General features: G+C 43.8%; 18 protein-coding genes. 6 read left to right on the top strand and 12 right to left on the bottom strand.

Going from position 1 to position 21,466, the window contains the following annotated elements; translation table 11 throughout:
- Positions 1-362: 362 nt before the first annotated feature.
- Entirely contained in the window at positions 363-1,421 is a 1,059-nt protein-coding gene (gene rsgA, locus ACI882_RS02015) for a ribosome small subunit-dependent GTPase A (protein ID WP_411743626.1), read from the top strand.
- Positions 1,422-1,469: 48 nt separating this feature from the next.
- Here the strand turns inward: rsgA and ACI882_RS02010 are convergent, their stop codons facing one another.
- From ACI882_RS02010 to ACI882_RS01985, 6 genes are all read right to left on the bottom strand, one after another.
- Complete coding sequence (locus tag ACI882_RS02010) at positions 1,470-3,437, bottom strand: methyl-accepting chemotaxis protein (protein ID WP_411743625.1); 1,968 nt, start codon at positions 3,435-3,437, stop codon at positions 1,470-1,472.
- Between the two features lie 97 nt (positions 3,438-3,534).
- Positions 3,535-4,470: an isopenicillin N synthase family dioxygenase gene (locus ACI882_RS02005; protein WP_411743624.1), complete on the bottom strand. Its 936-nt coding sequence runs from the start codon at positions 4,468-4,470 to the stop codon at positions 3,535-3,537.
- A 97-nt stretch (positions 4,471-4,567) separates the two neighbouring features.
- Positions 4,568-5,554, bottom strand: a complete 987-nt coding sequence (locus tag ACI882_RS02000) for an ABC transporter permease (protein ID WP_411743640.1) — start codon at positions 5,552-5,554, stop codon at positions 4,568-4,570.
- A 2-nt stretch (positions 5,555-5,556) separates the two neighbouring features.
- On the bottom strand, positions 5,557-6,678 hold the full coding sequence (locus tag ACI882_RS01995) for an ABC transporter permease (protein ID WP_411743623.1): 1,122 nt from the start codon (positions 6,676-6,678) through the stop codon (positions 5,557-5,559).
- Positions 6,675-8,234, bottom strand: a complete 1,560-nt coding sequence (locus ACI882_RS01990) for an ABC transporter ATP-binding protein (protein WP_411743622.1) — start codon at positions 8,232-8,234, stop codon at positions 6,675-6,677. The genes ACI882_RS01995 and ACI882_RS01990 overlap by 4 nt, the downstream gene beginning before the upstream one ends.
- A 124-nt stretch (positions 8,235-8,358) precedes the next feature.
- On the bottom strand, positions 8,359-9,357 hold the full coding sequence (locus tag ACI882_RS01985) for a BMP family lipoprotein (RefSeq protein WP_411743621.1): 999 nt from the start codon (positions 9,355-9,357) through the stop codon (positions 8,359-8,361).
- A 312-nt stretch (positions 9,358-9,669) separates the two neighbouring features.
- Here ACI882_RS01985 and ACI882_RS01980 point away from each other — a divergent pair, with 312 nt between their 5' ends.
- On the top strand, positions 9,670-9,849 hold the full coding sequence (locus ACI882_RS01980) for a zinc-ribbon domain-containing protein (RefSeq protein ID WP_411743620.1): 180 nt from the start codon (positions 9,670-9,672) through the stop codon (positions 9,847-9,849).
- Here the strand turns inward: ACI882_RS01980 and ACI882_RS01975 are convergent.
- Positions 9,819-10,829, bottom strand: coding sequence for a BMP family lipoprotein (locus ACI882_RS01975; protein WP_411743619.1), 1,011 nt, complete (start codon positions 10,827-10,829; stop codon positions 9,819-9,821). The two genes, ACI882_RS01980 and ACI882_RS01975, sit on opposite strands and share 31 nt — an antisense overlap.
- 132 nt (positions 10,830-10,961) lie before the next feature.
- Positions 10,962-11,987: an asparaginase gene (locus tag ACI882_RS01970; RefSeq protein WP_411746255.1), complete on the bottom strand. Its 1,026-nt coding sequence runs from the start codon at positions 11,985-11,987 to the stop codon at positions 10,962-10,964.
- A gap of 311 nt (positions 11,988-12,298) precedes the next feature.
- Here ACI882_RS01970 and ACI882_RS01965 point away from each other — a divergent pair, with 311 nt between their 5' ends.
- From ACI882_RS01965 to ACI882_RS01950, 4 genes are all read left to right on the top strand, one after another.
- Positions 12,299-13,720 (top strand): tryptophanase, encoded by a 1,422-nt coding sequence (locus ACI882_RS01965; RefSeq protein WP_411744378.1) that lies wholly within the window; start codon positions 12,299-12,301, stop codon positions 13,718-13,720.
- 333 nt (positions 13,721-14,053) lie between these two features.
- Positions 14,054-15,049, top strand: a complete 996-nt coding sequence (gene xylF, locus ACI882_RS01960; RefSeq protein WP_411744377.1) for a D-xylose ABC transporter substrate-binding protein — start codon at positions 14,054-14,056, stop codon at positions 15,047-15,049.
- A 59-nt stretch (positions 15,050-15,108) separates the two neighbouring features.
- On the top strand, positions 15,109-16,638 hold the full coding sequence (locus ACI882_RS01955; RefSeq protein WP_411744376.1) for a xylose ABC transporter ATP-binding protein: 1,530 nt from the start codon (positions 15,109-15,111) through the stop codon (positions 16,636-16,638).
- On the top strand, positions 16,631-17,761 hold the full coding sequence (locus ACI882_RS01950) for a sugar ABC transporter permease (protein WP_411744375.1): 1,131 nt from the start codon (positions 16,631-16,633) through the stop codon (positions 17,759-17,761). The genes ACI882_RS01955 and ACI882_RS01950 overlap by 8 nt, the downstream gene beginning before the upstream one ends.
- 69 nt (positions 17,762-17,830) lie before the next feature.
- Here the strand turns inward: ACI882_RS01950 and ACI882_RS01945 are convergent, their stop codons facing one another.
- The 4 genes from ACI882_RS01945 to ACI882_RS01930 form a co-directional block, all read right to left on the bottom strand.
- Positions 17,831-18,247: an acyl-CoA thioesterase gene (locus ACI882_RS01945; protein ID WP_411744374.1), complete on the bottom strand. Its 417-nt coding sequence runs from the start codon at positions 18,245-18,247 to the stop codon at positions 17,831-17,833.
- 40 nt (positions 18,248-18,287) lie between these two features.
- Entirely contained in the window at positions 18,288-19,190 is a 903-nt protein-coding gene (locus tag ACI882_RS01940; RefSeq protein ID WP_411744373.1) for a DMT family transporter, read from the bottom strand.
- Between the two features lie 97 nt (positions 19,191-19,287).
- Positions 19,288-20,280 carry a hypothetical protein gene (locus ACI882_RS01935; RefSeq protein WP_411744372.1) on the bottom strand — a complete coding sequence of 331 codons (993 nt, stop codon included), beginning with the start codon at positions 20,278-20,280 and terminating at the stop codon, positions 19,288-19,290.
- 181 nt (positions 20,281-20,461) lie between these two features.
- Positions 20,462-21,463: a nuclease-related domain-containing protein gene (locus ACI882_RS01930; protein WP_411746254.1), complete on the bottom strand. Its 1,002-nt coding sequence runs from the start codon at positions 21,461-21,463 to the stop codon at positions 20,462-20,464.
- Positions 21,464-21,466: the final 3 nt, after the last annotated feature.

Raw genomic sequence — 21,466 nt, 5'->3', positions numbered from 1 at the left:
ATTTAAAGTTAATCATTGAAATTCGCCGTAAGACGGGTGAATGAAATGCACATAGTGCAACGTAATTGTGAACAAAGTTAAAACATGAAGTTCAATAAGGCAAGGTTTTTTTGAATTAATATCAGGCATCACACTTGCAATAAAAAAATATTCAGCGCAGTATGCATAAAAATTCGGTGGGCAACTCCTAGCGCACCAGACTAACGGAGGAAATATGATGATTGTATTTAACCTAGCGCACACGAGATTCGGCGCGTAATCTAAAACGTTTTTTCGTTTTTTACCTTCCCTTTCTCGGTGCCATATTTTGCATCGGGGCATCTGTTGATGACCCTGTATAGTTTTTTATTGGGGTTTTATCAATGAACAATATTCAAAATTTATCGCTAACTCAATTAGGCTGGCGACCACGACTGCAACAACAACTTTCATTTGAAGAGCTTGAATTAGGCTTTGTCGCACGCGTTATAAATGTTCAGCGCGATATACTCACTGCTCTTTCTGAAGGCGGCGCACTGCAAGTACCTATTCGAATATTTGCTGATCACGAAGATCCCGAATACCGGACCACGGTCGGCGACTGGGTGTGGATTCATCATGAGCAATCTGAAGGTCGTACTCTAGAGCGGCTAACGCATTTAAAACGCACGGCTGCCGGAAGTAATCCGAAGCCACAATCAATCGCGGCCAATATAGATACTATTTTTTTAGTAAGCTCTTGTAACCATGATTTTAAGGCATCCAAGCTTGAGCGCTTTTTGGCGCTGATCATGGATGCGCACATTCCAGCGGTTATCGTACTTACTAAAGCAGATTTAACCGACGACGCCGACCGGTACTATGATGAAGCAAAAGCAATTCATCGAGATGTGCCGGTCATCGTTATCGATGCTCTATCTGATAATGTAGTAAATGAGTTTTCTCCTTGGTTATCGACGGGGCAAACCATTGCTTTTATTGGTGCGTCTGGTGTCGGTAAATCAACGTTAACAAACTCTATTTTAGGTACTGATGTACAGCATACACAGGGCATTCGCGAAGATGATGCCAAGGGCAGACATACCACGACCGATCGTTCCATGCACCTAGCGCCAACCGGCGCGTGGCTGATGGACACACCTGGAATGAGAGCATTAAAGTTACCTGATATTACGGAAGGAATCTCAGAGTTGTTTGATGATATTGAGCAACTGATGCAACGATGTAAATTTACTAACTGCCATCACGAAGCCGATGCGGGTTGCGCCATTCAATCAGCGATTAGCGATGGGGTGTTGCCTTTAAGGCGATGGAACAACTATTTAAAACTGCAAAGAGAGGCCGCCTTCTCCGCCAGTAATAAATGGCAACAGCGTGAAAAGAACAAGCAAGTCGGAAAAATGATCAAAAACCATCTGAAAAGCATTAAGAACGCAAAGTAATAAGTAAACAAAGAGGGGCGAGTTCGTTTGCCCCTCTAGCAAAATTAACTAATCGTTTAACTTTGCTGCTTCATTTTCAATTTTATCCAAATAGTCAACGACTTGCCCAGAAAGCTCATTAACACGTATATAGGCCTGCTCTGCGACTTCAGCATCACCGGCTTCTCGGCTTTCAATAATCTCATTTATTTTTTCATGCATTAGTTTGTGAGGGTCTTCAACTGCCTTCATTGAGGGTAGAGATTTAAACGCAGCTGATTCATCACCGTAATACCATTGCCCAAGGGCGCAATCACGATGACTGGTAGCCTCAGCTATGGATAGCTTACCAGTGCCATCAAGAAACTTTCGTAATTTTGCACGCCATGCTAAGTGAGCAATTTTTGCCTTCGATAGGTCAACACCGCTGTTTTTGGTTTTAAAACGCTGCATTTCTGTATGCAGATCTGTGATGTACTCCGTAATACGGCCTGTGGCCATTACCGTTGTTTTTGCCGCGTCCGTTGTTTGTTCGGCTATATGAGAAATACGCAAAATATTGGTATCCATTTCCTTTGCAACATGGCTCTGCTCTTCTGCTGCTGTGGCTATTTGTGCAGACATATCAGAAATGGTAATAACATTGGTGGTAATGTCTTCTAAGGTTGCAAGTACGTTGTCGGTTTTTTCAACCGTACTTATAGCTTGAACTTGCGTACCCGATATAACTGCTTTCGCTTTAGCCGCTTGGGCTTGGAGCCTATTAATAATGGCTCTAATCTCTTCGGTTGAGGTCTGGGTCTTTTGCGCTAAGCTGCGAACTTCATCCGCAACAACCGCGAAGCCTCTGCCTTGCTCTCCTGCTCGAGCGGCTTCAATTGCTGCATTCAAAGCTAATAGGTTTGTTTGTTCGGCAATGCTGGAAATAACCTCTAAAACTTTGCCAACTTCTTGGCTGCCTTCTTCAAGCTCATTAGCAACTAGTGCAGCCTCATTAACTTGGTCAGACATCTTTTTGATTTGATCTACTGTTTCGCGTACAACATCCTGGCCAGCTTCGGCAGAGTGTTTAGCTTTCTCTGCTGCATCAGCTGTGGCTGAAGCGTTTTCTGCTACCTCTGTTACCGTCGCTGACATTTCAGTCATTGCCGTAGCTACTTGGTTAATTTCATCGGCCTGGCTTCTTACGCCTAGGTCAGTTGCTTCCAATGTTTGCGCTACCTGCTCACTCACAACACTAACTGAATTGGCAATTCTTGTGACCTTCGAAATCATTGTGCCGGTTTGAGAAAGAAATTGATTGTAAGAACCAAACACTTGCCCTACTTCATTGTCAGGGTCGTCTATATCAAGGGTTTGGCTAAAATCAGCCTGAGCCACGACATCTAAGTGATTTCTTAAGTTCTCAAGTTGCTGCATAAGTACTGCTATGCCGAAGAACCGACCAACCATTACAATGGCAATGGTGCTTAAGCCAAGTACAAGCGCAAGCATAAATGCGAAGTCTAAATGGGCTTGCTCTATCACTTCTATTTGATCAATCAGCGCTTTAAAGTCAGCCTCAATATTAAAAAGGGCTGCACTAAATTGTTTGGCATTTTCTGAGGAATAATCACTGATAAGTGCCTTAGACAATGTTTCAATGTTTGAAACTTTTGAGCTGAGGTTTTTTATGGCCGCTATAAGCTCAGCATCTTCAGCAACAGGGATACCTTTGTCATTGCCTTTGTCATTGCCTTTTTCAAGAGTGTCGAACGTTTTAAAAACGCTGGCAAAATGCTGATTAATTTTGGCTTTGGCCGATTCATCATCTTGGGATTGAAAGGTCAGCGACCCAGCACGCTCCAAATCTAACTCGGCTTCGAATGTTATTAATAGCCGTTCAGGCTGGAGATCCATTGTCTGATTAATGGCAAAAAGTATACCGCCAGTAAATATGATGATTAGTAGATATGAGAACAAGAACTGGCCATCAAGAGTCTTGATGCCCAGTGACTTTAAAAATCGCGCAATAAATCGCCCAATTTGATACTGCATGGGAAACCCACCTCAAAAAAACCTAGTTACTTAGTTATAGTACTTTCTAGGGTTTTCTTTAGCTTTATTTGCGAATTTCCAGTTTAGTCGATCTAAATCACTTTATTAGGCCAATATCACGCAAACGTTCCATTAGATATTCATGTCCGGTAATCGCTTCATAACGTTTCGGGTTGTCTTCTGTAATGCACTGCTCAAGGCTATCAAGCGACATATCAGGATTTGGGTGCATAAAAAACGGTATAGAATATCGAGAAGATTTAGACGCATCACCTTTTGGGTTGACGACTCGGTGAGTCGTTGAGGGTAAAACATGGTTTGTTAAGCGCTGCAACATATCGCCAACGTTACAAATAATGGTCCCTTCGATCATCGATATACCAACCCATTCACCTTTCTGGCTAAGCACTTCTAGGCCTTCTTGTTCTGAACCGACCAACAGGGTAATTAGGTTAATATCTTCGTGTGCACCGGCTCGTACATTCGGTAAATTAGGATCTGTAATAGGCGGATAATGCAGCGGTCTAAGAATTGAGTTGCCCCAGTTCACTTGCGATTCAAAATAGTCTGCCGCTTCACCAATAAATAAAGCAAAGGCTCTTAGCAGTCTATTCGCGAGCTTATCGAGCTCAGAAAATAACTCTAGCATAACGGTTTTGAATTCAGGCACCTCCTCTGGCCAAACATTCGGGGTTAATTGAGGATAAGGCGCGGTACCTTTAATTTCACGACCCACATGCCAAAACTCTTTTAAGTCGACATGGTCGGCGTTTTTAGCAATTTCGGTACCGAAAGGCGTGTAGCCTCGGGTGCCGCCATTGTCTTTAAAGTATTGCTTTTTGGTTTCTTCAGGCAATGAGAAGAGTTCTTCCATAACGGCCATAGCGCGGCGAATCAGATCGGTTGATATGCCATGATTCTGTATGCCAGCAAAGCCCCATTCTTGATAAGCCGCGCCTAATTGTGCAACGAACGCATCTGAATCTTTTTCAAAGTTTGATATATCGAGAGTTGGTACCGTAGGTTGTGTCATTTTTTTATTGCCTTATAAAAAAAGACCTGTCGAGAGCTAGGCTCAGGACAGGTCGTCTCAGTGAAGCCCCAATCTAATGCTGGGTGAATTCAATAACCTAACTACGTTCTTTAACGTACGGCTTACCAATTGCTTTTGGCGCAATAGCTGTGCCGATAAAGCCGCCCAACAAGACAACCGTTAAGATGTAAGGCAGTGCTTCGATCAACTGCACAGGAATTGTGAATGATCCGATCATTGCACCCTGCGTGCGGTCAGCAATGGCTTGTAAAATACCAAACATTAAACAAGCCAGTAATGCACCGCGTGGATGCCACTTACCAAAGATAAGCGCGGCAAGTGCCATATAGCCTTTACCTGCACTCATGTTCGGTAAAAACTGAGCCGTTACCGCAACAGACAAGTAAACCCCTGCTAAACCAGCCAAAATACCGCAGATGACCAATGCAGAATAACGCATAGCGGTCACCGATATACCAGCAGTATCTACAGCTGATGGATTTTCCCCTACCGCTCTTAAACGCAGACCGAAGCGTGTTTTAAACAGAATGAACCAACAGACAGGCACCATAATTAGAGCAACGTAAACCAAGAGGAAGTGGCCACTGAGCAACTCGGAATATATCCCGCCAATAATAGGCACATCGGCTAAGGCGTCAGCAAATGGGAAGGTAATCGGCTCAAAACGAGCATCAATGCCGTTTGCTGAATCAACTAGGTTTGGCGTGTTACCACCTTGCTTGAACCAATAGTTACCTAAGGCCGCAGTTAAGCCGGCGGCTAAAATATTAATAGCCATGCCCGATACAACCTGATCACCATTATGGGTTACAGTTGCAAAAGCATGCATCATGGCAAAAACAACTGACACCATGACACCCGCCAATAAGCCCATCCAAGGTGAGTTTGTAACGTAAGCAGCAGCAGCGCCTGCAAAGGCTGAAGCTAAGATCTTACCTTCTAAGGCAATGTTTACAATGCCTGAGCGCTCAGAGAACATCCCAGCCAATGCAGCAAAAATTAGCGGTGTTGCGACACGTAACGTGGCATCTAATATCAAAATTAAATTAGTAAACGCTTCCATCATTAGGCCTCCTTCGCTTCAGACTTGATGTATTTTCCGGATAGCCTGAGATACGCTTTTTCAACCGGGTGTTTGGTCATATTTTCAAGTGCACTGGAGAACAGAATCACTAAGCCTTGCAATACCACGATAATGCGAGGATCGACACCATACTCAAACTGCAACTCACCACCGCCTTGATACAAAAAGCCGAACAGAATACTGGCCAATACGATTCCGACTGGGTGGTTACGACCAATCAGCGCGACCGCAATACCCGTAAAACCAAAACCGTTCACTAGGTTCAATTTAATTTGATGCGCCTCACCTTGAACCACGTTTAATGCAAAGAAACCCGCCAACATGCCTGACACTAACATGGTCATGATGATGGTTTTATCGAGTGGAATACCGGCATATTTCGCAGCACTGGCGTTTTGCCCTGTGGCACGAATTTCATAGCCCCAGCGGGTACGCCACATAAAGAAGTAAACACCAACAGAACAAATTAGCGCCCAAATAATTGACAGGTTCAAAGGCGAACGCTGCAAATCAATACCTAATGGCGCGAGAACTTCGTACACTTTTGGTATCCAAGCTGCTTTTGCAAAAACCGCGCTCTCAACTGACATCGAACCCTCAACCTTGAAGACCTCAACCAACAAATAGCCCATTAACGAAGCCGCTATAAAGTTGAACATAATGGTGGTGATTACAATGTGAGAGCCACGCTTAGCCTGCAAGTATGCAGGAATAAAGGCCCAAGCCGCACCAAATACGCCGGCTGCGATAATGCTTAACGGTAAAATAACGATAAAAGGCAAAACATCGCCTAAGGTTAAACAGACGATACCAACACCTAATGCGCCAATATAAGCCTGACCTTCACCGCCAATATTAAATAGGCCAGCCTGGAACGCGACAGCAACAGCCAAGCCTACAAAGATAAAGCTCGTCGTATAATACAGTGTATAACCCCAACCGTAGGAATCACCAAAGGCACCAAAGGCCATTGTTTTCACAGCTTGAATTGGGTTAATGTCGAGATACCAAAACATGATACCGGCTGCCAGTGCGGCCAACATGATGTTTACAAAGGGAATAACGACTACATAAATCCACGCGGGTATTCTTTGCGCACTCATACGTTAGTCTCCTGCTGCAGTGCTTTAACTTCGTCAGGTAGGATGTTCGCCATCATTAAACCTAAAATCTGTTCTGTGGCCATGTGTGCAGGAACTTCACCCACAATTTGACCATCGAACATAACCAAGATCCGATCGGCTAAACTCATAATTTCTTCTAGTTCAACTGAAATTAACAAAACTGCCTTTCCGGCATCTCGCATATCAATCACGCGCTGGTGAATGGTTTCGATAGCGCCAATGTCAACACCACGTGTAGGCTGACCCACTAACAGAACATCAGGGTCTTGCTCCATTTCGCGCGCGATGACGAGCTTTTGCTGATTTCCGCCTGAGAAGTTGGCTGCTTTAAGTGATGGATCTTGGGGCCGAACATCCCACTTTTCCATTTTTTCTTTGCAGTCATCAGTAATCGCATCGAGCTTTGTTAACACACTTCCGTTATAAGCTTCATTTCGATGAAAACCTAAAATAAACGCTTGATCAGCAGGAAAGGTGTTGATTAACCCCATTTTATGACGATCTTCAGGAATATGGCCCACTTTTATGCCACGCACTTCCGAAGGTGAGAAAGGCTTATCTTTAGTAATAACGTGACCATTAATATTAATGGTGCCACTTTGCAGTGGGTCGATCCCTGCCAAAACATTTAATAGTTCTGACTGTCCGTTACCACTCACACCCGCAACGCCAACAATTTCCCCAGCGCGGACCTTAAAACTAACATCATCTAACCGAACAACACCCGCTGAGTTTTTAAGTGATACATTTTGAACATCGAGCAGCACTTCTTTCGGTTCCGCTGGTTTTTTATCCACTCGCAATAACACTTTACGACCGACCATCAATTCAGCAAGATTTTCTCGGCTTGTTTCAGCTGTCTTAACATGAGCAACCATAGCACCGCGGCGCATAATACTGACGTTATCGGTTGCAGCCATAATTTCTTGGAGTTTGTGGGTAATTAGCATAACGGTATTGCCTTGCTCTTTAAGCGACGCCAATACCTTAAATAAATGCTCTGTTTCTTGAGGGGTTAAAACACCTGTTGGCTCATCTAAAATAAGGATTCTAGCGCCACGATATAAGGCTTTTAGAATTTCAACGCGCTGCTGCATACCAACTGACAGCTCTTGAACCGGCGTATCAAGCGGCACGTCTAGACCATACTCTGAGGCTAAACGTTCTAATTCGGTACGGGCTTTATCTAGACTCTTATCAATTAACTCGCCGCTTTCTGCTCCTAGTACAACATTTTCTAGAGCGGTAAAGTTTTGGATCAACATAAAATGCTGATGCACCATGCCGATGCCAGAGGCGATGGCTATTTTAGAGTCACTTATTCGAGTGACCTTGCCATCGATTAGAATTTCGCCTTCATCTGCTTCATAGAAGCCGTAGATGATGCTCATTAATGTCGACTTACCCGCACCATTTTCACCGACGATGCCGTGAATAGTACCTTTTTCGACCTTCAGATCTATATATTTGTTTGCGTGAACGGCACCGAAACGCTTATCGATACCACGCAACTCAATCGCTAACGGAGTTGTCATGACGCACCTGATAGTTGGTTGTTAAAAGATTGGACCATTAAAAAACGGTTGGGTCCGTTGTTTAATAACCCAGATATAGAAAAGGCACTGACCCTACCGGTCAATGCCTATATTTCTAACTATATTAGTAGTTACAAGTGTTGTCTGACATGTAGTCATGAACCTTGATCTTACCAGCGATGATGTCTGCTTTAATTGCATCAACCTTCGCGATGTCTTCTGCAGTTACTAAGTCTTTGTTGTACTGGTCAAGTGCGTAATCAACACCGTCTTCAGCTAAACCTAGAACTTTTAGACCTGGCTGCCACTCACCTGCTTGAGCATCTTCCCAAGAAGCATAAGCTGCAACACCAACACGCTTAACCATAGACGTTAGCATAGTACCTGGCTGGATATGGTTTTGGTTTGAGTCAACACCAATTGCGTAGATGCCTTCATCTTTAGCTGCCTGATAAACACCGATACCGGTACCACCAGCTGCTGCAAAGATAACATCTGAACCTTTAGAGATTTGCGACTTCGCTAATTCTGAACCACGTGCAGGATCGTTAAACGCTGTAGGCGTTGAACCTGTCATGTTTTGGAAAACAGTAACGTCTGAAGAAGCATACTTCGCGCCTTGCTCGAAACCACAAGCAAACTTACGAATCAATGGAATGTCCATACCACCTACAAAACTAACCGTGTTAGTTTTAGACTTCATGACTGCAAGTGCACCCACTAGGAATGAACCTTCGTGCTCAGAGAAAACAATAGACTGAACGTTTGGTAGGTCTACTACAGAGTCAATGATGACGAACTGGCTATCTGGGAATTCAGCTGCAACCTTTGTTACAGAAGAAGACATGTTAAAACCAACTGCAACAATAGGGCTGTTGCCACGGCTTGCTAAACGACGTAAGCCTTGCTCACGCTGCTCTTCGTTTTGTGGTTCAAATTCACGAACCGCAACGCCTTTTTCCATAGAGAACTTTTCAGCTCCGTTACGGAATACAGCTTCGTTGAACGATTTGTCGAATTTACCGGCAGTATCGTAAACAACTGCTGGTGAAAAGTCGGCGGCGATTGCAGATGCAGACATACCTATAACAGTTGTTGCAGCTAATGTTAAAAATGCTTTCATGGAGAGTCCTCTATACGTATTTATTGTTTATGTTTTTTTACTTTACGCGTGGCATACCAATGAGTGGTAAAGCCACTTTAAGCTTTGTTGACCACATGGTCAATACATAGCTTTGATTTCTTTTTTATTATACACGCTAACTATTGACTTACATCGCTCAAGTCAACATTCATTCATCTTTTGTTCATAAACGAACTAACATTCTTGACAATTTTGAAGGTAATGGTAAGAGTAACTACTTGATATTTATCAATCCTTCGAACAACGAATACTCTTATAATAGACGAAGTTTCTCAACATTTAAGATAACTTATGACACCGAAATGCCCTGACTGTTTAAATGAAGTTGAAATCCTTAAAGCTTGCGGCAGCACAGATTTATTTTGTAACCACTGTAATCAATTGGTGAGCAAACGAAAAGCCATCATCGATGGCCAAGTCGTTGCACCCAGCCCTGAACATCAACCCTCTATAAAAGTAACAGGGCATTGATTATTGGCAAGATAATCGGCCACTTTAATTTTGCCTGAAATGATGTCTTTGCGGATTTTGTTAATCTGCTTTTCATCCGCTTTAGAGACGAGTCCACGGTTGAAGATATCAAGAATCCAATCGACGCCATTATCGGCTAAGCCTAGCTCTTTAACGCCTGGCTCCCATACGCCGTTCTCCGCGTCCTGCAAAACACCGTAAGCTGCAACACCCACATTTTTAACCATTGAGGTTAGCATCGTACCGGTGTGCAAAAAGTTTTGGTTTGAGTCGACACCTATTGCAAACACATTGGAATGATTTGCGGCAGCCTCATAAACACCGTTACCTGTACCACCAGCAGCAGCGAAAATAACCTCAACGCCTTGGGTAATCATCTCACTTGCAAGTTCATTGCCTTTCTCAGGATTAGAGAAGCCTGAAAAATCGGTGGCAGCCATACTTAAGTAGACTTGGATATCTTTATTTACATATTGTGCGCCCTGAGCATAACCACAGCCGAATCGGCGAATAAATGGTAAATCCATACCGCCAACAAACCCGACTTTATCGCCTTTTGCTTTCATCGCAGCCAATGCACCGACTACAAAAGAGCCTTCATGCTCTTTAAAAACAATCGACTGTACATTCGGTAAATCGACCACTGCGTCAATAATCGCAAAATGGGTATCAGGAAATTGAGGAGCTACTTCTTCTAATGCAGGGCCATAAGTAAAACCTAAAACGATAATAGGGCTTCGACCTTGTTTAGCTAAGCTAGTAATAACATCTGCAAATTGATCAGGTGAGGTCGGGTTTTCTTCTATCAAGTTACGCCCATACTCAGCCTTATAGGGGGTTATACCTTGCCGATACATTGACTCATTGAAAGAACTATCAAATTTTGGTGCTTCGGTGTAAGCCACAGCAGGATTGCTAGCCAGGCTATATGGTGCAGCGATAACGGTAAGGGCGCTAGCTAATATTATTTTTAACTTCATGTTAGTCGTCTCAATTAGAAATATGGAAATGCCTGAACTTCCTTTTGCATGATATTAAACTGCCCTGTCTAAACATTGACCGATTATACAGTTATTTCAGAAAGATGAAAAAAAAGCCCAATAAAAAAGGCACTAGATCAATTTTCGCTCAGCATTAGGCGATAAAGTGCTAATAATCTCACCTGTTTCCAGCTTATTCCAATTGGTCAGGCGGACTCGCTTGAACTTTGCTACTGCATCTTCACTTATATGATCCGTTGCTCCAATGCGTTCGAGTATCGCTGTCATGACCGATTCCGCACCGCGCGCGGCGCCATCTTCACACTTAAGCGCAACCGCAAGTTTTAAATCTGGTATTGCAGCAATGTACACGCCCTCTGCTCCGACTTTCAAAAAGACGCGCTGGCCTAAGGCCTGCATCATTTCCGTACAGTACCGCCCAGTTCCTGCAACCATAAACGGATTGCTTACCACAGCACCAAAAAGGGTGTTGCAGGCAGTTTTACGTTCTGCTGTCAGCATAGCAGGGTCTGCAAATTTGGCGAATCCTAAAGCGAGGTTATAGAGCGGTATAGCCCAAGTGGGGGCCGAGCAACCATCTGGAGAATGAGGTAAGTTTGTAAAATCAATCTCACACATTTCAGCCATCGTCGCAGCTATGGTTTTCTGTACCGCATGCTCAATATCAATGTAATGCTTGTGGTCTGCCTGCAACAGCTTAGCCAAACCCAACATACCGGCGTGCTTACCTGAGCAATTATTATGCAAATTATTAGGCGTAAGCCCCGCGCTAGCTAGTTCATAACCTGCCTCAGCGCGCATGGGCCAGTGGTGACCGCATTCAAAGTCTTTCGGGGTTAACCAGAGCTTGGCCAGCATCTTTTGGACCGTTTCTGTATGCTGTTTTTCGCCATTATGAGAGGCACACAAAATAGCAATTTCTTGCTCATTAAAACCATATTTTTGAGCGCCGCCTCGCTCCATAAACGCCAGTGCTTGCAACGCTTTGATAGCACTGCGCGGATAAACCAGTGGTTCCATATCGCCCCAGCTGGAAACCGTTTCGCCCGATGAGTCTACAACAATGGCTTTTATCTGATGTGCAGATTCAATAATACCACCACGCATGACATTAACTTGGATAGGGGGGTTAGACATAAATTATTCCAATTATTTTTGTAATAGCTCAACCATAGTACGAGTTTACGAGGCAAATCAATCGATCATTCTTCTTGGGCATTTTATTCTAAATAGATATGCGCTAAAGTAATTTAAAACCAACGAGATATTCCCGTGCGTTTCAATTCAACTCAACAAACCAATGACAGCAGTGCGTGGTACAACCACGACTTTCGCCTGTCTCTCGCCTGCTTCCATTTCTAAAGCCGCATTCTTTAAGCCTAATTAACTTGTACGAGCGCCGTTTGCGTTTGTAGCAACCTATATTTGTTTAAAAAATGAGAAGCAACATGAAAAGAATACCTGAACCCTTTCGCATTAAAATGGTTGAACCCATTAAAATGACCACCCTCGCTGACCGTGAAATTGCGCTTAAGGAGGCCGGTTACAACCCATTTTCGTTAAAAAGTGAAGACGTCTACATAGACCTATTGACCGATTCAGGAACTGGCGCAATGAGCGCTAACCAGTGGGCAGGCCTTATGATTGGTGACGAAGCCTATGCCGGCAGCCGTAGTTTCATAAAACTGCAAGATTCAGTGAGAACCCTTTTTCGCTATCAACACGTGATTCCGGTCCATCAAGGCCGCGGCGCCGAGCAGATACTGTTTCCAACCTTAATAAAGCGCCGTAAAGAAGAGTTCAAAGCCGCCGGGAACCCAGGTGAGTTTAAGCCTATTTTTGTGTCTAACTATCACTTTGATACCACCGCCGCGCACGTTGAAATGAGCGGCGCGAAAGCTATTAACACCCTAACCCCTGAAGCGACAGATACCGCTCAGTGGTACGACTTCAAAGGCAACTTTGACTTAGTAAAACTAGAGGCTGCCATTACTGAAGCCGGTGCAGCCAATGTTGCTGGTATTATTATCACCATTACCTGTAACTCAGCAGGCGGCCAGCCGGTCTCGATGGCTAATATTAAAGCGGCATCTAAATTGGCGCGCGATAACGGCATCCCAATCATTATTGATGCCGCTCGTTTTGCCGAAAACGCCTGGTTTATCAAGCAACGCGAAGCCGGTTATGCCGATGTTGCGATTGGCGATGTCATTCGAGAAATGTTCGATTGTGCTGATATGTTCACCATGTCTGCCAAGAAAGATCCCATGGTGAACATGGGTGGCTTGTGTTGCTTTAAAGACGATGAAGCTTTGTTCAAAGAAGCCCAAGTTTTGTGCGTACCGATGGAAGGCTTTGTCACCTATGGCGGCTTAAACGGGCGCGATATGGAAGCTCTGAATGTTGGCCTTTGGGAATGTGCCGATGAAGACTTTTTACGCTACCGCATTGGTCAGGTTGAATACCTAGGCGAACGCTTGCGTGAAGGCGGCATTCCTATTCAATACCCAACCGGAGGTCACGCAGTTTTTGTTGATGCCGGTAAATTATTACCCCATATTCCTGCGGATCAATTCCCGGCCCATGCATTAGCTAATGAGTTGTATTTAGAAGGTGGCGTGCGCGGTGTTGAAATTGGCTCTTTGCTCTTAGGCCGCGACCCAGCCAACGGCAGACAAAAGCAATCGCCTTTTGAACTGCTGCGCTTAACCATACCACGCCGTGTTTATACCAACGACCACATGGATTACATTGCCGATAGCCTCATTGCTATTCGCGATAGAGCCAGCCAGATCCAGGGGTTATCCTTCGAGTATGAGCCGCCAGTATTAAGGCATTTCACAGCACGTTTGAAGCCTATAGACGCCTAATCCCCCCTGATAAAGGGTCACCCATGGCCCTTTTCCCACCATTCGATTTACGGCCACTACTCTCACATAATCATCCAACGCAACTAATTTAGTTTTACTATTAAAATAAAAAGAATACTGAATAGGACTTTCCATCAATAAAATATCATTTTGTTGATTTTTTCCTTGATTTTATAGTTTTTTCGAGCGACATTATAATTAATTAATTTGGTAGGCGAATTAAATAGATGGATTGCTTAGCGACAAGCACAGAAGCATAACTGTCCATTTTAGTAAGCTGAAATATTAAGTCGAACGACAAACACCAACTATAAAAACAAGAGGAACAAAATAATGAGACTACTATCAAGTCTAATATTAATAGGCGGAATCTTTCTATCAGCCATGTCATTTGCTGCAGGCCCAAAGATTGGTTTGCTGATGTCTGATTTACGCTTAGAGCGCTGGCAGAAAGACCGTGATTTATTCACTGAAGCTGCCGAAGCGTTAGGTGCGACTGTCTATGCCCAGTCGGCTAATGGCGATGCAACAACACAAATATCGCAAATTGAAAACATGATCTCACGCGGTGTTGATGTACTTGTCATCGTTCCTGAAAACGGCGAAGTTCTAGGCAACGTAATCGCTGAAGCGAAGTCCGAAGGCATCAAAGTCTTAGCTTATGATCGTTTAATTAAGTTTGCGGAAATTGATTTATATGTATCTTTTGATAACGTCCGTGTTGGTGAGATGCAGGCCGAAGCGATAATCAGTAAAACACCAAAAGGTAAATATTTCTTAATTGGTGGTTCACCAACAGATAACAATGCCAAGATGTTCCGTGAAGGCCAGATGAACATCCTTCAACCTGCGATCGACGCTGGCGATATTACAGTGGTTGGCGATCAGTGGGCGACAGGCTGGTCAGCTGAAGCGGCATTAAATATTATGGAGAATGGCTTAACAGCAAACGCAAACAAAATTGATGCTGTTGTTGCTTCAAATGATGGCACCGCTGGTGGTGCTATTCAAGCACTTGCCACTCAAGGTCTTGCGGGCAAAGTCGCGATTTCTGGCCAAGATGCTGATTTAGCCGCTGTACGCCGAATTGTTGCTGGCACTCAAACCATGACTGTTTATAAGCCAATTTCGAATCTCGCTAAAACCAGTGCAGAACTGGCCGTAAAACTAGCAAAAAGCGAAAAAATCAACACAAACGGTACTGTTGAAAACGGCAAGGTAGATGTACCTGCTGTGCTTCTAGCGCCAATCGCTGTGTTTAAAGATAATATCGATGCCACCATCATCGCCGATGGCTTCCATTCTCATGACGCTGTTTATCAGAAGTAGCGAATGATCCCAAGCAAGGCATTCGGATGAATGCCTTGCTTGCAATTGGAGGACCTAGCATGACGACCCCACTATTGAGAATGAACCACATAGTGAAGTCTTTTGATGGTATTCGCGCGCTTGATGATGTCAGTATCAGTTTAGAATCTGGTCAAGTTCTATCGATTTGCGGTGAAAACGGCTCAGGAAAATCTACCCTCATGAAAGTACTCAGCGGAGTATGGCCCCACGGCTCCTATGAAGGTGATATCTTTTTTGAAGATACCTTAATCAAGGCACATAAAGTAAAAGACACTGAACAACACGGTATTGTTATTATTCATCAAGAACTTGCACTGGTGAAAGAAATGACAGTGCAAGAAAATTTATTTTTAGGTAACGAGTTGGGGCCAAAATACGCCCTAAACGATGAAGCTATGTACCACAAGAGCCTTGAGTTACTTAAGCAGGTTAATCTTAACATTAGACCCGACACACCAATCAAAGAATTGGGCGTTGGCCAACAACAACTTGTCGAAATTGCGAAAGCGCTCAATAAAAATGTAAAACTACTTATACTCGATGAACCCACCTCTTCACTGACCGAAGCCGAAATCAAATTTCTCCTTGGGATTGTCAAAGGGTTGCGCAAGCAAGGCATTGCTTGCATCTATATATCTCATAAGTTAGATGAAGTACTGGCCTTGAGTGACTTTGTCACAGTCATTCGAGATGGCCGACAGATTGCCACCAAAGAAGCAACGCACCTCACCCAGAATGACATTATTGCGATGATGGTTGGTCGTGAACTGGAAGAATTATTTCCTAGAGAAAACCATGATATTGGAGAGGAAATTCTGAAGGTAAGTAACGCTTTTGCTATTCAACCTGGGTCATCTCGGCCACAAGTCGATAACGTCAGTTTTAATTTGCATCGCGGTGAAATTTTAGGGGTTGCTGGTTTGGTTGGCGCCGGTCGTACTGAGTTAATGCAGTGTCTTTACGGCAGCTACGAAGGTCAGTCTTCGATTGATATTGAACTAGCAGGCAAAAAAATTACGGTACCCAATGCAATTTCGGCAATTTCAAACGGTATTGCAATGGTGCCTGAAGATCGTAAGCGTCACGGCATTATTCCAATCATGTCGGTTGGTAAAAATATCACTCTCTCAGTTCTCAAAAAGTACTGTGCGCTTTGGGGGCAAATTGATGAGCTTAGTGAAAACGAAGAAATCAAGGAATACATCGAAAAATTACGCGTAAAAACGGCCTCTCCAGAACTTGCGATAAAAAGCTTGAGCGGCGGTAATCAGCAAAAGGCAATTATTGCCAAATGCTTGTTAGCAAAGCCGAAAATATTAATTTTGGATGAACCGACACGCGGAATCGATGTTGGTGCTAAATATGAAATATATAAATTAATGTACGAATTAGTAAAGCAAGGGGTTTCTATCATCATGGTTTCTTCTGAACTACCGGAAGTCATTGGTATTAGTGACCGAGTTTTGGTTATGCACGAAGGTCGATTAAAAGGCCAATTTAATTACCAAGGCTTAACTCAAGAAATCATTATGAACTGCGCGATTAAAGAGGACGCCGTCCATGTTTAAAAATATTCAGAAAAGTCACATACAGCTGTTTGCCATGGTCGCAGCAATTCTCATCATCATTGTGTTTTTCTCTGTGATGACAGAAGGTGCTTTTATATCACCGCGCAACGTTTCCAATCTTCTACGTCAAACCGCCATTGTGGGAATTTTAGCCATCGGCATGGTCTTCGTTATTATCAGTGCTGAGATTGATTTATCCGTTGGCTCGATGATGGGCTTATTAGGCGGCATTGCAGCTATTTTAGATGTTTGGTACAACTTCCCTATCGGACTCACGATTGTATTAACTTTAAGTGCTGGACTCTTACTAGGCTTGTTCAATGGTTGGTGGGTAGCTTATCAAAAGGTTCCTTCTTTTATTGTCACCCTTGCAGGCATGCTGGCGTTCAGAGGAATGTTAGTTGGAATTACCAATGGCGCTACGGTTGCACCCACCTCTTCTGGCATGTCGGTTATAGGTCAAAGTTACTTACCGAGCAGTTTAGGAAGCAGCATTATCGGCATTATTTGTTTAGGTCTGATTGCGCGAGTCATCTTACGTCGTAAAGCCCTGGTGCGTTATGACTTACCAATGAAAGCTGCGAAGCTAGATTATGGTCAGGCAGCTTTTGGCGTATTTGGCTTACTAGCGTTACTGCTTATTTTAGAAGATTACCGTGGTATTCCTTTGCCAATCCTGATTATGGGTTCGTTGATTTTATTAGCGACGTATATCGCACAAAAGACAGGATTTGGACGAAGTATCTACGCTATTGGCGGCAACATTGAAGCCAGTCGAATGTCGGGCTTGAATGTTGAACGCATAAAAATGCTCGTGTTTGGTTTTAATGGCGTCATGGTTGCTGTTGCTGCATTAGTACTTACATCACGACTCGGTGCCGGTTCACCTGCGGCCGGCAATATGGCCGAACTGGATGCCATTGCAGCCTGTGTAATTGGCGGGGCCAGTTTAGCCGGTGGTGTCGGTGCAGTATTTGGTGCGATTATGGGCGCACTTATTATGGCAAGCCTTGATAATGGCATGAGCATGTTGAACGTACCGACCTTTTGGCAGCTAATCGTCAAAGGCATGATTTTATTGTTAGCGGTTTGGCTAGATGTTAAAACTAAAAAATCACGCTAGATAGAAATGATTTACCTTCGTACGTTTCGAAAGTTAGAACGCCCCTGAGTAGCATCAACTACTCAGTTTTTATTCATCTAACACGTACTTGGGTAAATCTGTTTCCGCGGGGATTTTCGTCGGCTTACCTTCATCATCAATGGCCACAAACTTAAAATGCCCTTCAGTGACTTTTTCTCGGTTACCGATCCGGTTACGACGCACCCATGCTTGCACATGGACAGTCATTGAGGTGTTTCCGATTTCCGAAACATGCGTATAGATACCCAAAATATCACCCACTTTCACTGGCATGATAAAACTCATGCTATCAAGCGCAACGGTTACGACTCGAGACTGCGCACGCTGACCGGCACAAATACCCGCAGCAATATCCATTTGCGACAGAACCCAACCACCAAAAATATCACCGGCTGGGTTGGTATCGCTAGGCATAGCCACGGTACGAGTCGTTAAACGACCAATGGTTTCTTTTTTATCGCTCATATAGTGGGTCTTTTTTAAGTTAATAGTTTGTAGTTGATAGTTAATAATGTTTAGTTATTCGGCTAATGGCTAGGCCAGTTAAAATAAGGGCCATGCCGCCTAACATGGTTAGGGTGATCACTTCATTGAGCATCACCATACCAAACAGTACGCCAAATATCGGCACCAAATAGCCAACTTGGGAAACAAAAGTATAGCCCGCTTTTTTAATCAAAAAGAAACGGATTAAAAAGGTGAAACCTGTCGGCACAATACCTAGCCAAACTAACGCCAGCAGCGCTTTGTTTGAATGGCTTTGAAGCGCAGCCTCAATAGGAGATTCCAGCATAAAACTGATGGGTACCGTCATAATGCTGGCAAATGTCAGCACGCAAGCCGTCATCATCACGCTACTGATACCATGAATGTGTTTCGCAAATGCCCCCGCGACTGCATAAGACGTTGCTGCCATCAAAATTGCAAGTTGTGGCAACAAACCGCCAATGCCGCTAACCACTGGTTGAATACCGATTACAAATAAAACACCGATAAAACCAAGTAAGAAACCCGCCGCTTTGAAACGATTCATGCGTTCATCGGTGGTGGTAAAGTGCGCAATCAGCGGACCAATTGCCATTAAAATAGCTGCCTGGCCCGATTCTAAATGCTGCTCACCCCAAGGGATTAAAAAGAACGGAATCGCACAGTTGGTTAAGCCCACCAGCGCCAACCACATGAGTACTTTAGAGTCTCGCGGAAAACGCTCACCCTTATACAGCGCATAGGCCACCATCATCAAAGCACCCAAGGCAATACGGCCAGCCGCAACGGTAATAGGCCCAAAATCTTCCAACGCTACTTTGATGATGAAAAAAGATGACCCAAAAATTGCACCCTGTGCGAACAGCAGCACATAGGCGAGGAGATCTGGGGCTTGCATAGAAGTGGCTTTTTGTGTGGTCAAAGAGAACTCGCTTTCTTTAGAGTTAGGAGTTAAAAGTCAGAATAGTCTATTTAATGGTCTCATCGAGAGATATTCAATGGACAGCCAAGATAGGCCTCTAGGTTAGCTGATCAACCCGCTCAGCAATATGAGATTCAACCAATTCAATATCGATCAAATAAAACAACGATTCCCAACCCCAAGGGGTGCGGCCGATGTTATGAAACAGCAATCCTACCACCATATCTTCTGCACTGAAGTTATTATGGTGGTCGGCAAAATACTTCGCTGCTTTGCCTTGTTCGTCTTCACCCAACAAGCGGCGCATATTGCCAATGCCACTGTGATAGGTTTGCACTAACAGTAAGCCAAATAATCGCTCCCGTTTTGCCACCGGCAAATGCTCAAAGCGGCTCATGAACAGCGGCTCCAAGTTTCGCCGATTCAAAACATACAGCCTAACGGCGCAATCGACTTGTGCCATACGATGCCGATAAAAACGCGTAGGTATCGCGCAATCTTCCAGCACTTGCTCGCGAAGTTGAAAAATACCAATGGCATTATCACGCGATGTAGCGGCTTTGTCGGCACCACTTTCAATCACCAATTGCGCAAGAAATAACTCGAAGCTTAACGCTTGCAAAGGCTGTTTAAAGTTGCCTTGACGTTGTTGCCAAACCAACTGCACCGTTTTAGCCAGAGACACAGGTTGCTGCTCACTACCAGCGCTAATGCCATCCCACGTGCCCCAAATACGATCGGCTTCTGCATCACCAAATAACCGGGCCACCGATGTATCGACGTTAACATGGGGTTGATTACAGGACAACGCGAACGGGTAACCCAAGGTACTCTCACTACCAGGCAACCATTGGTTGACCTTGCCATTATCAAAATAGGCTTGCCGACGCTCATTCAATAAGGTTTGAGTCGCTTCATCGCTCGGGGCATTTTCCATCCAACCTAAAAAGCGCCCAGTGGCATCAAATAAAATATGTCGGTCAGGGTTTTCACAATAGGCCTCGCTAAACAACACCCAGCGGCGAATGGTCTGAAAGTTCGACGTCATCCCATTTGCGGAATAATAGGGCGCATTGCGGATAACACCCATCCATTCTGGTTCATTATCAGAGAATAGGAACCCTGAAAGGCCAAAGAATAGGGTGATGATTTGAGATGTGAGTTTTAAGATTGTTTAAACCTCTATTTGATTTAGCGCCTTCATTGCGCTTCCAGCGCACTTACGGAATACGGATGGGTTTGATTTAATTTGGATTGTAGGCTATAAAACTTCAATCCACTGCATTTTCATGTACTAGCCGCTCCTCATTACAAGCTAAGCAAATTAAATAAAATTTATTCTTCTCTTTCCTATTTTTAACATTGTCAGACTGACAGTTAGGGCAAGGTATTTTGAGTGACGTATTGGTTTCACACGAATTACATTGCGCGTAATAGCCAAATTTTCCCCACTTTCCGGTTAAGTTGTGCTGTTCGCCACATTTTTTACAGCTAAAAGTAAGACCATTAGTTCCAGCGGCAGGAGTACTATCAACAGCCGGTGCCACGTTTGCTCTTTTCGATATAGGGGCTGATTTAAGTTTTATTTTCGATCTGGCTTCGCTTTTTTTAAACGTCTCGACCTGTTTATCAACGGAAACTAAAAAATTACAGATTTGCTTCAGTTCTTCATCCGAGAAATTAGCACGATCATCCATCAAGAATCCAGCTTTTGCCTTTAGTTTTGATGGTAAATTCATAATTTCGAGCACTTTATCAGAAATAAATTCTGATTTAATTATTTGCTTTCCAATTGATTCTGGCGATCGCTCTCGATCGATAATTGCATTACTTGAAATTGCACAAAGTACATCCCATTTGCGGCCACCAAACCTAGTTTGTAGGGTGCCAAACAACTTACCAAGAATTTTTTCTGCATTGGCTGCCATTAATGCTTTAAGCAGTTTCATCTGCAACTCAACCTGCTTAACTGGTGACGGTATACCACTCCACTTACCTTGGTAACTTCGACTCCACTCACCTTCTCGGTTAACTTTAACCTCTCCGGTAATACTTTTCGATTCAATTAGAATAAAGCCAAATTGATAAACAATTAGATGGTCTATTTGAGCAAACTCACCATCAACAAAAATATTGAGATCATGAAATACGAATACTTTTTTATGCATTTTAAATTCACGCCGCAAGTAGAACGCCACCGACTTTTCTTGACGGTCAGCTGCAGCTTGCATAATGGATTGAGTGTCAGTGAATTGTTTGTCTTTTATGATCATAGT

It is taken from the genome of Reinekea sp. (assembly GCF_046710285.1).
GTDB lineage: Bacteria > Pseudomonadota > Gammaproteobacteria > Pseudomonadales > Natronospirillaceae > Reinekea.
The sequence above is the reverse complement of the archived record's forward strand: the minus strand, read 5'-3'. Positions and strand labels throughout refer to the sequence as shown.

Coding starts and splice junctions, on each gene's coding strand:
- rsgA (WP_411743626.1), top strand. CDS start 363: ATGAACAATATTCAAAATTTATCGCTAACTCAATTAGGCTGGCGACCA.
- ACI882_RS02010 (WP_411743625.1), bottom strand. CDS start 3,437: ATGCAGTATCAAATTGGGCGATTTATTGCGCGATTTTTAAAGTCACTG.
- ACI882_RS02005 (WP_411743624.1), bottom strand. CDS start 4,470: ATGACACAACCTACGGTACCAACTCTCGATATATCAAACTTTGAAAAA.
- ACI882_RS02000 (WP_411743640.1), bottom strand. CDS start 5,554: ATGGAAGCGTTTACTAATTTAATTTTGATATTAGATGCCACGTTACGT.
- ACI882_RS01995 (WP_411743623.1), bottom strand. CDS start 6,678: ATGAGTGCGCAAAGAATACCCGCGTGGATTTATGTAGTCGTTATTCCC.
- ACI882_RS01990 (WP_411743622.1), bottom strand. CDS start 8,234: ATGACAACTCCGTTAGCGATTGAGTTGCGTGGTATCGATAAGCGTTTC.
- ACI882_RS01985 (WP_411743621.1), bottom strand. CDS start 9,357: ATGAAAGCATTTTTAACATTAGCTGCAACAACTGTTATAGGTATGTCT.
- ACI882_RS01980 (WP_411743620.1), top strand. CDS start 9,670: ATGACACCGAAATGCCCTGACTGTTTAAATGAAGTTGAAATCCTTAAA.
- ACI882_RS01975 (WP_411743619.1), bottom strand. CDS start 10,829: ATGAAGTTAAAAATAATATTAGCTAGCGCCCTTACCGTTATCGCTGCA.
- ACI882_RS01970 (WP_411746255.1), bottom strand. CDS start 11,987: ATGTCTAACCCCCCTATCCAAGTTAATGTCATGCGTGGTGGTATTATT.
- ACI882_RS01965 (WP_411744378.1), top strand. CDS start 12,299: ATGAAAAGAATACCTGAACCCTTTCGCATTAAAATGGTTGAACCCATT.
- xylF (WP_411744377.1), top strand. CDS start 14,054: ATGAGACTACTATCAAGTCTAATATTAATAGGCGGAATCTTTCTATCA.
- ACI882_RS01955 (WP_411744376.1), top strand. CDS start 15,109: ATGACGACCCCACTATTGAGAATGAACCACATAGTGAAGTCTTTTGAT.
- ACI882_RS01950 (WP_411744375.1), top strand. CDS start 16,631: ATGTTTAAAAATATTCAGAAAAGTCACATACAGCTGTTTGCCATGGTC.
- ACI882_RS01945 (WP_411744374.1), bottom strand. CDS start 18,247: ATGAGCGATAAAAAAGAAACCATTGGTCGTTTAACGACTCGTACCGTG.
- ACI882_RS01935 (WP_411744372.1), bottom strand. CDS start 20,280: ATGGGTGTTATCCGCAATGCGCCCTATTATTCCGCAAATGGGATGACG.
- ACI882_RS01930 (WP_411746254.1), bottom strand. CDS start 21,463: ATGATCATAAAAGACAAACAATTCACTGACACTCAATCCATTATGCAA.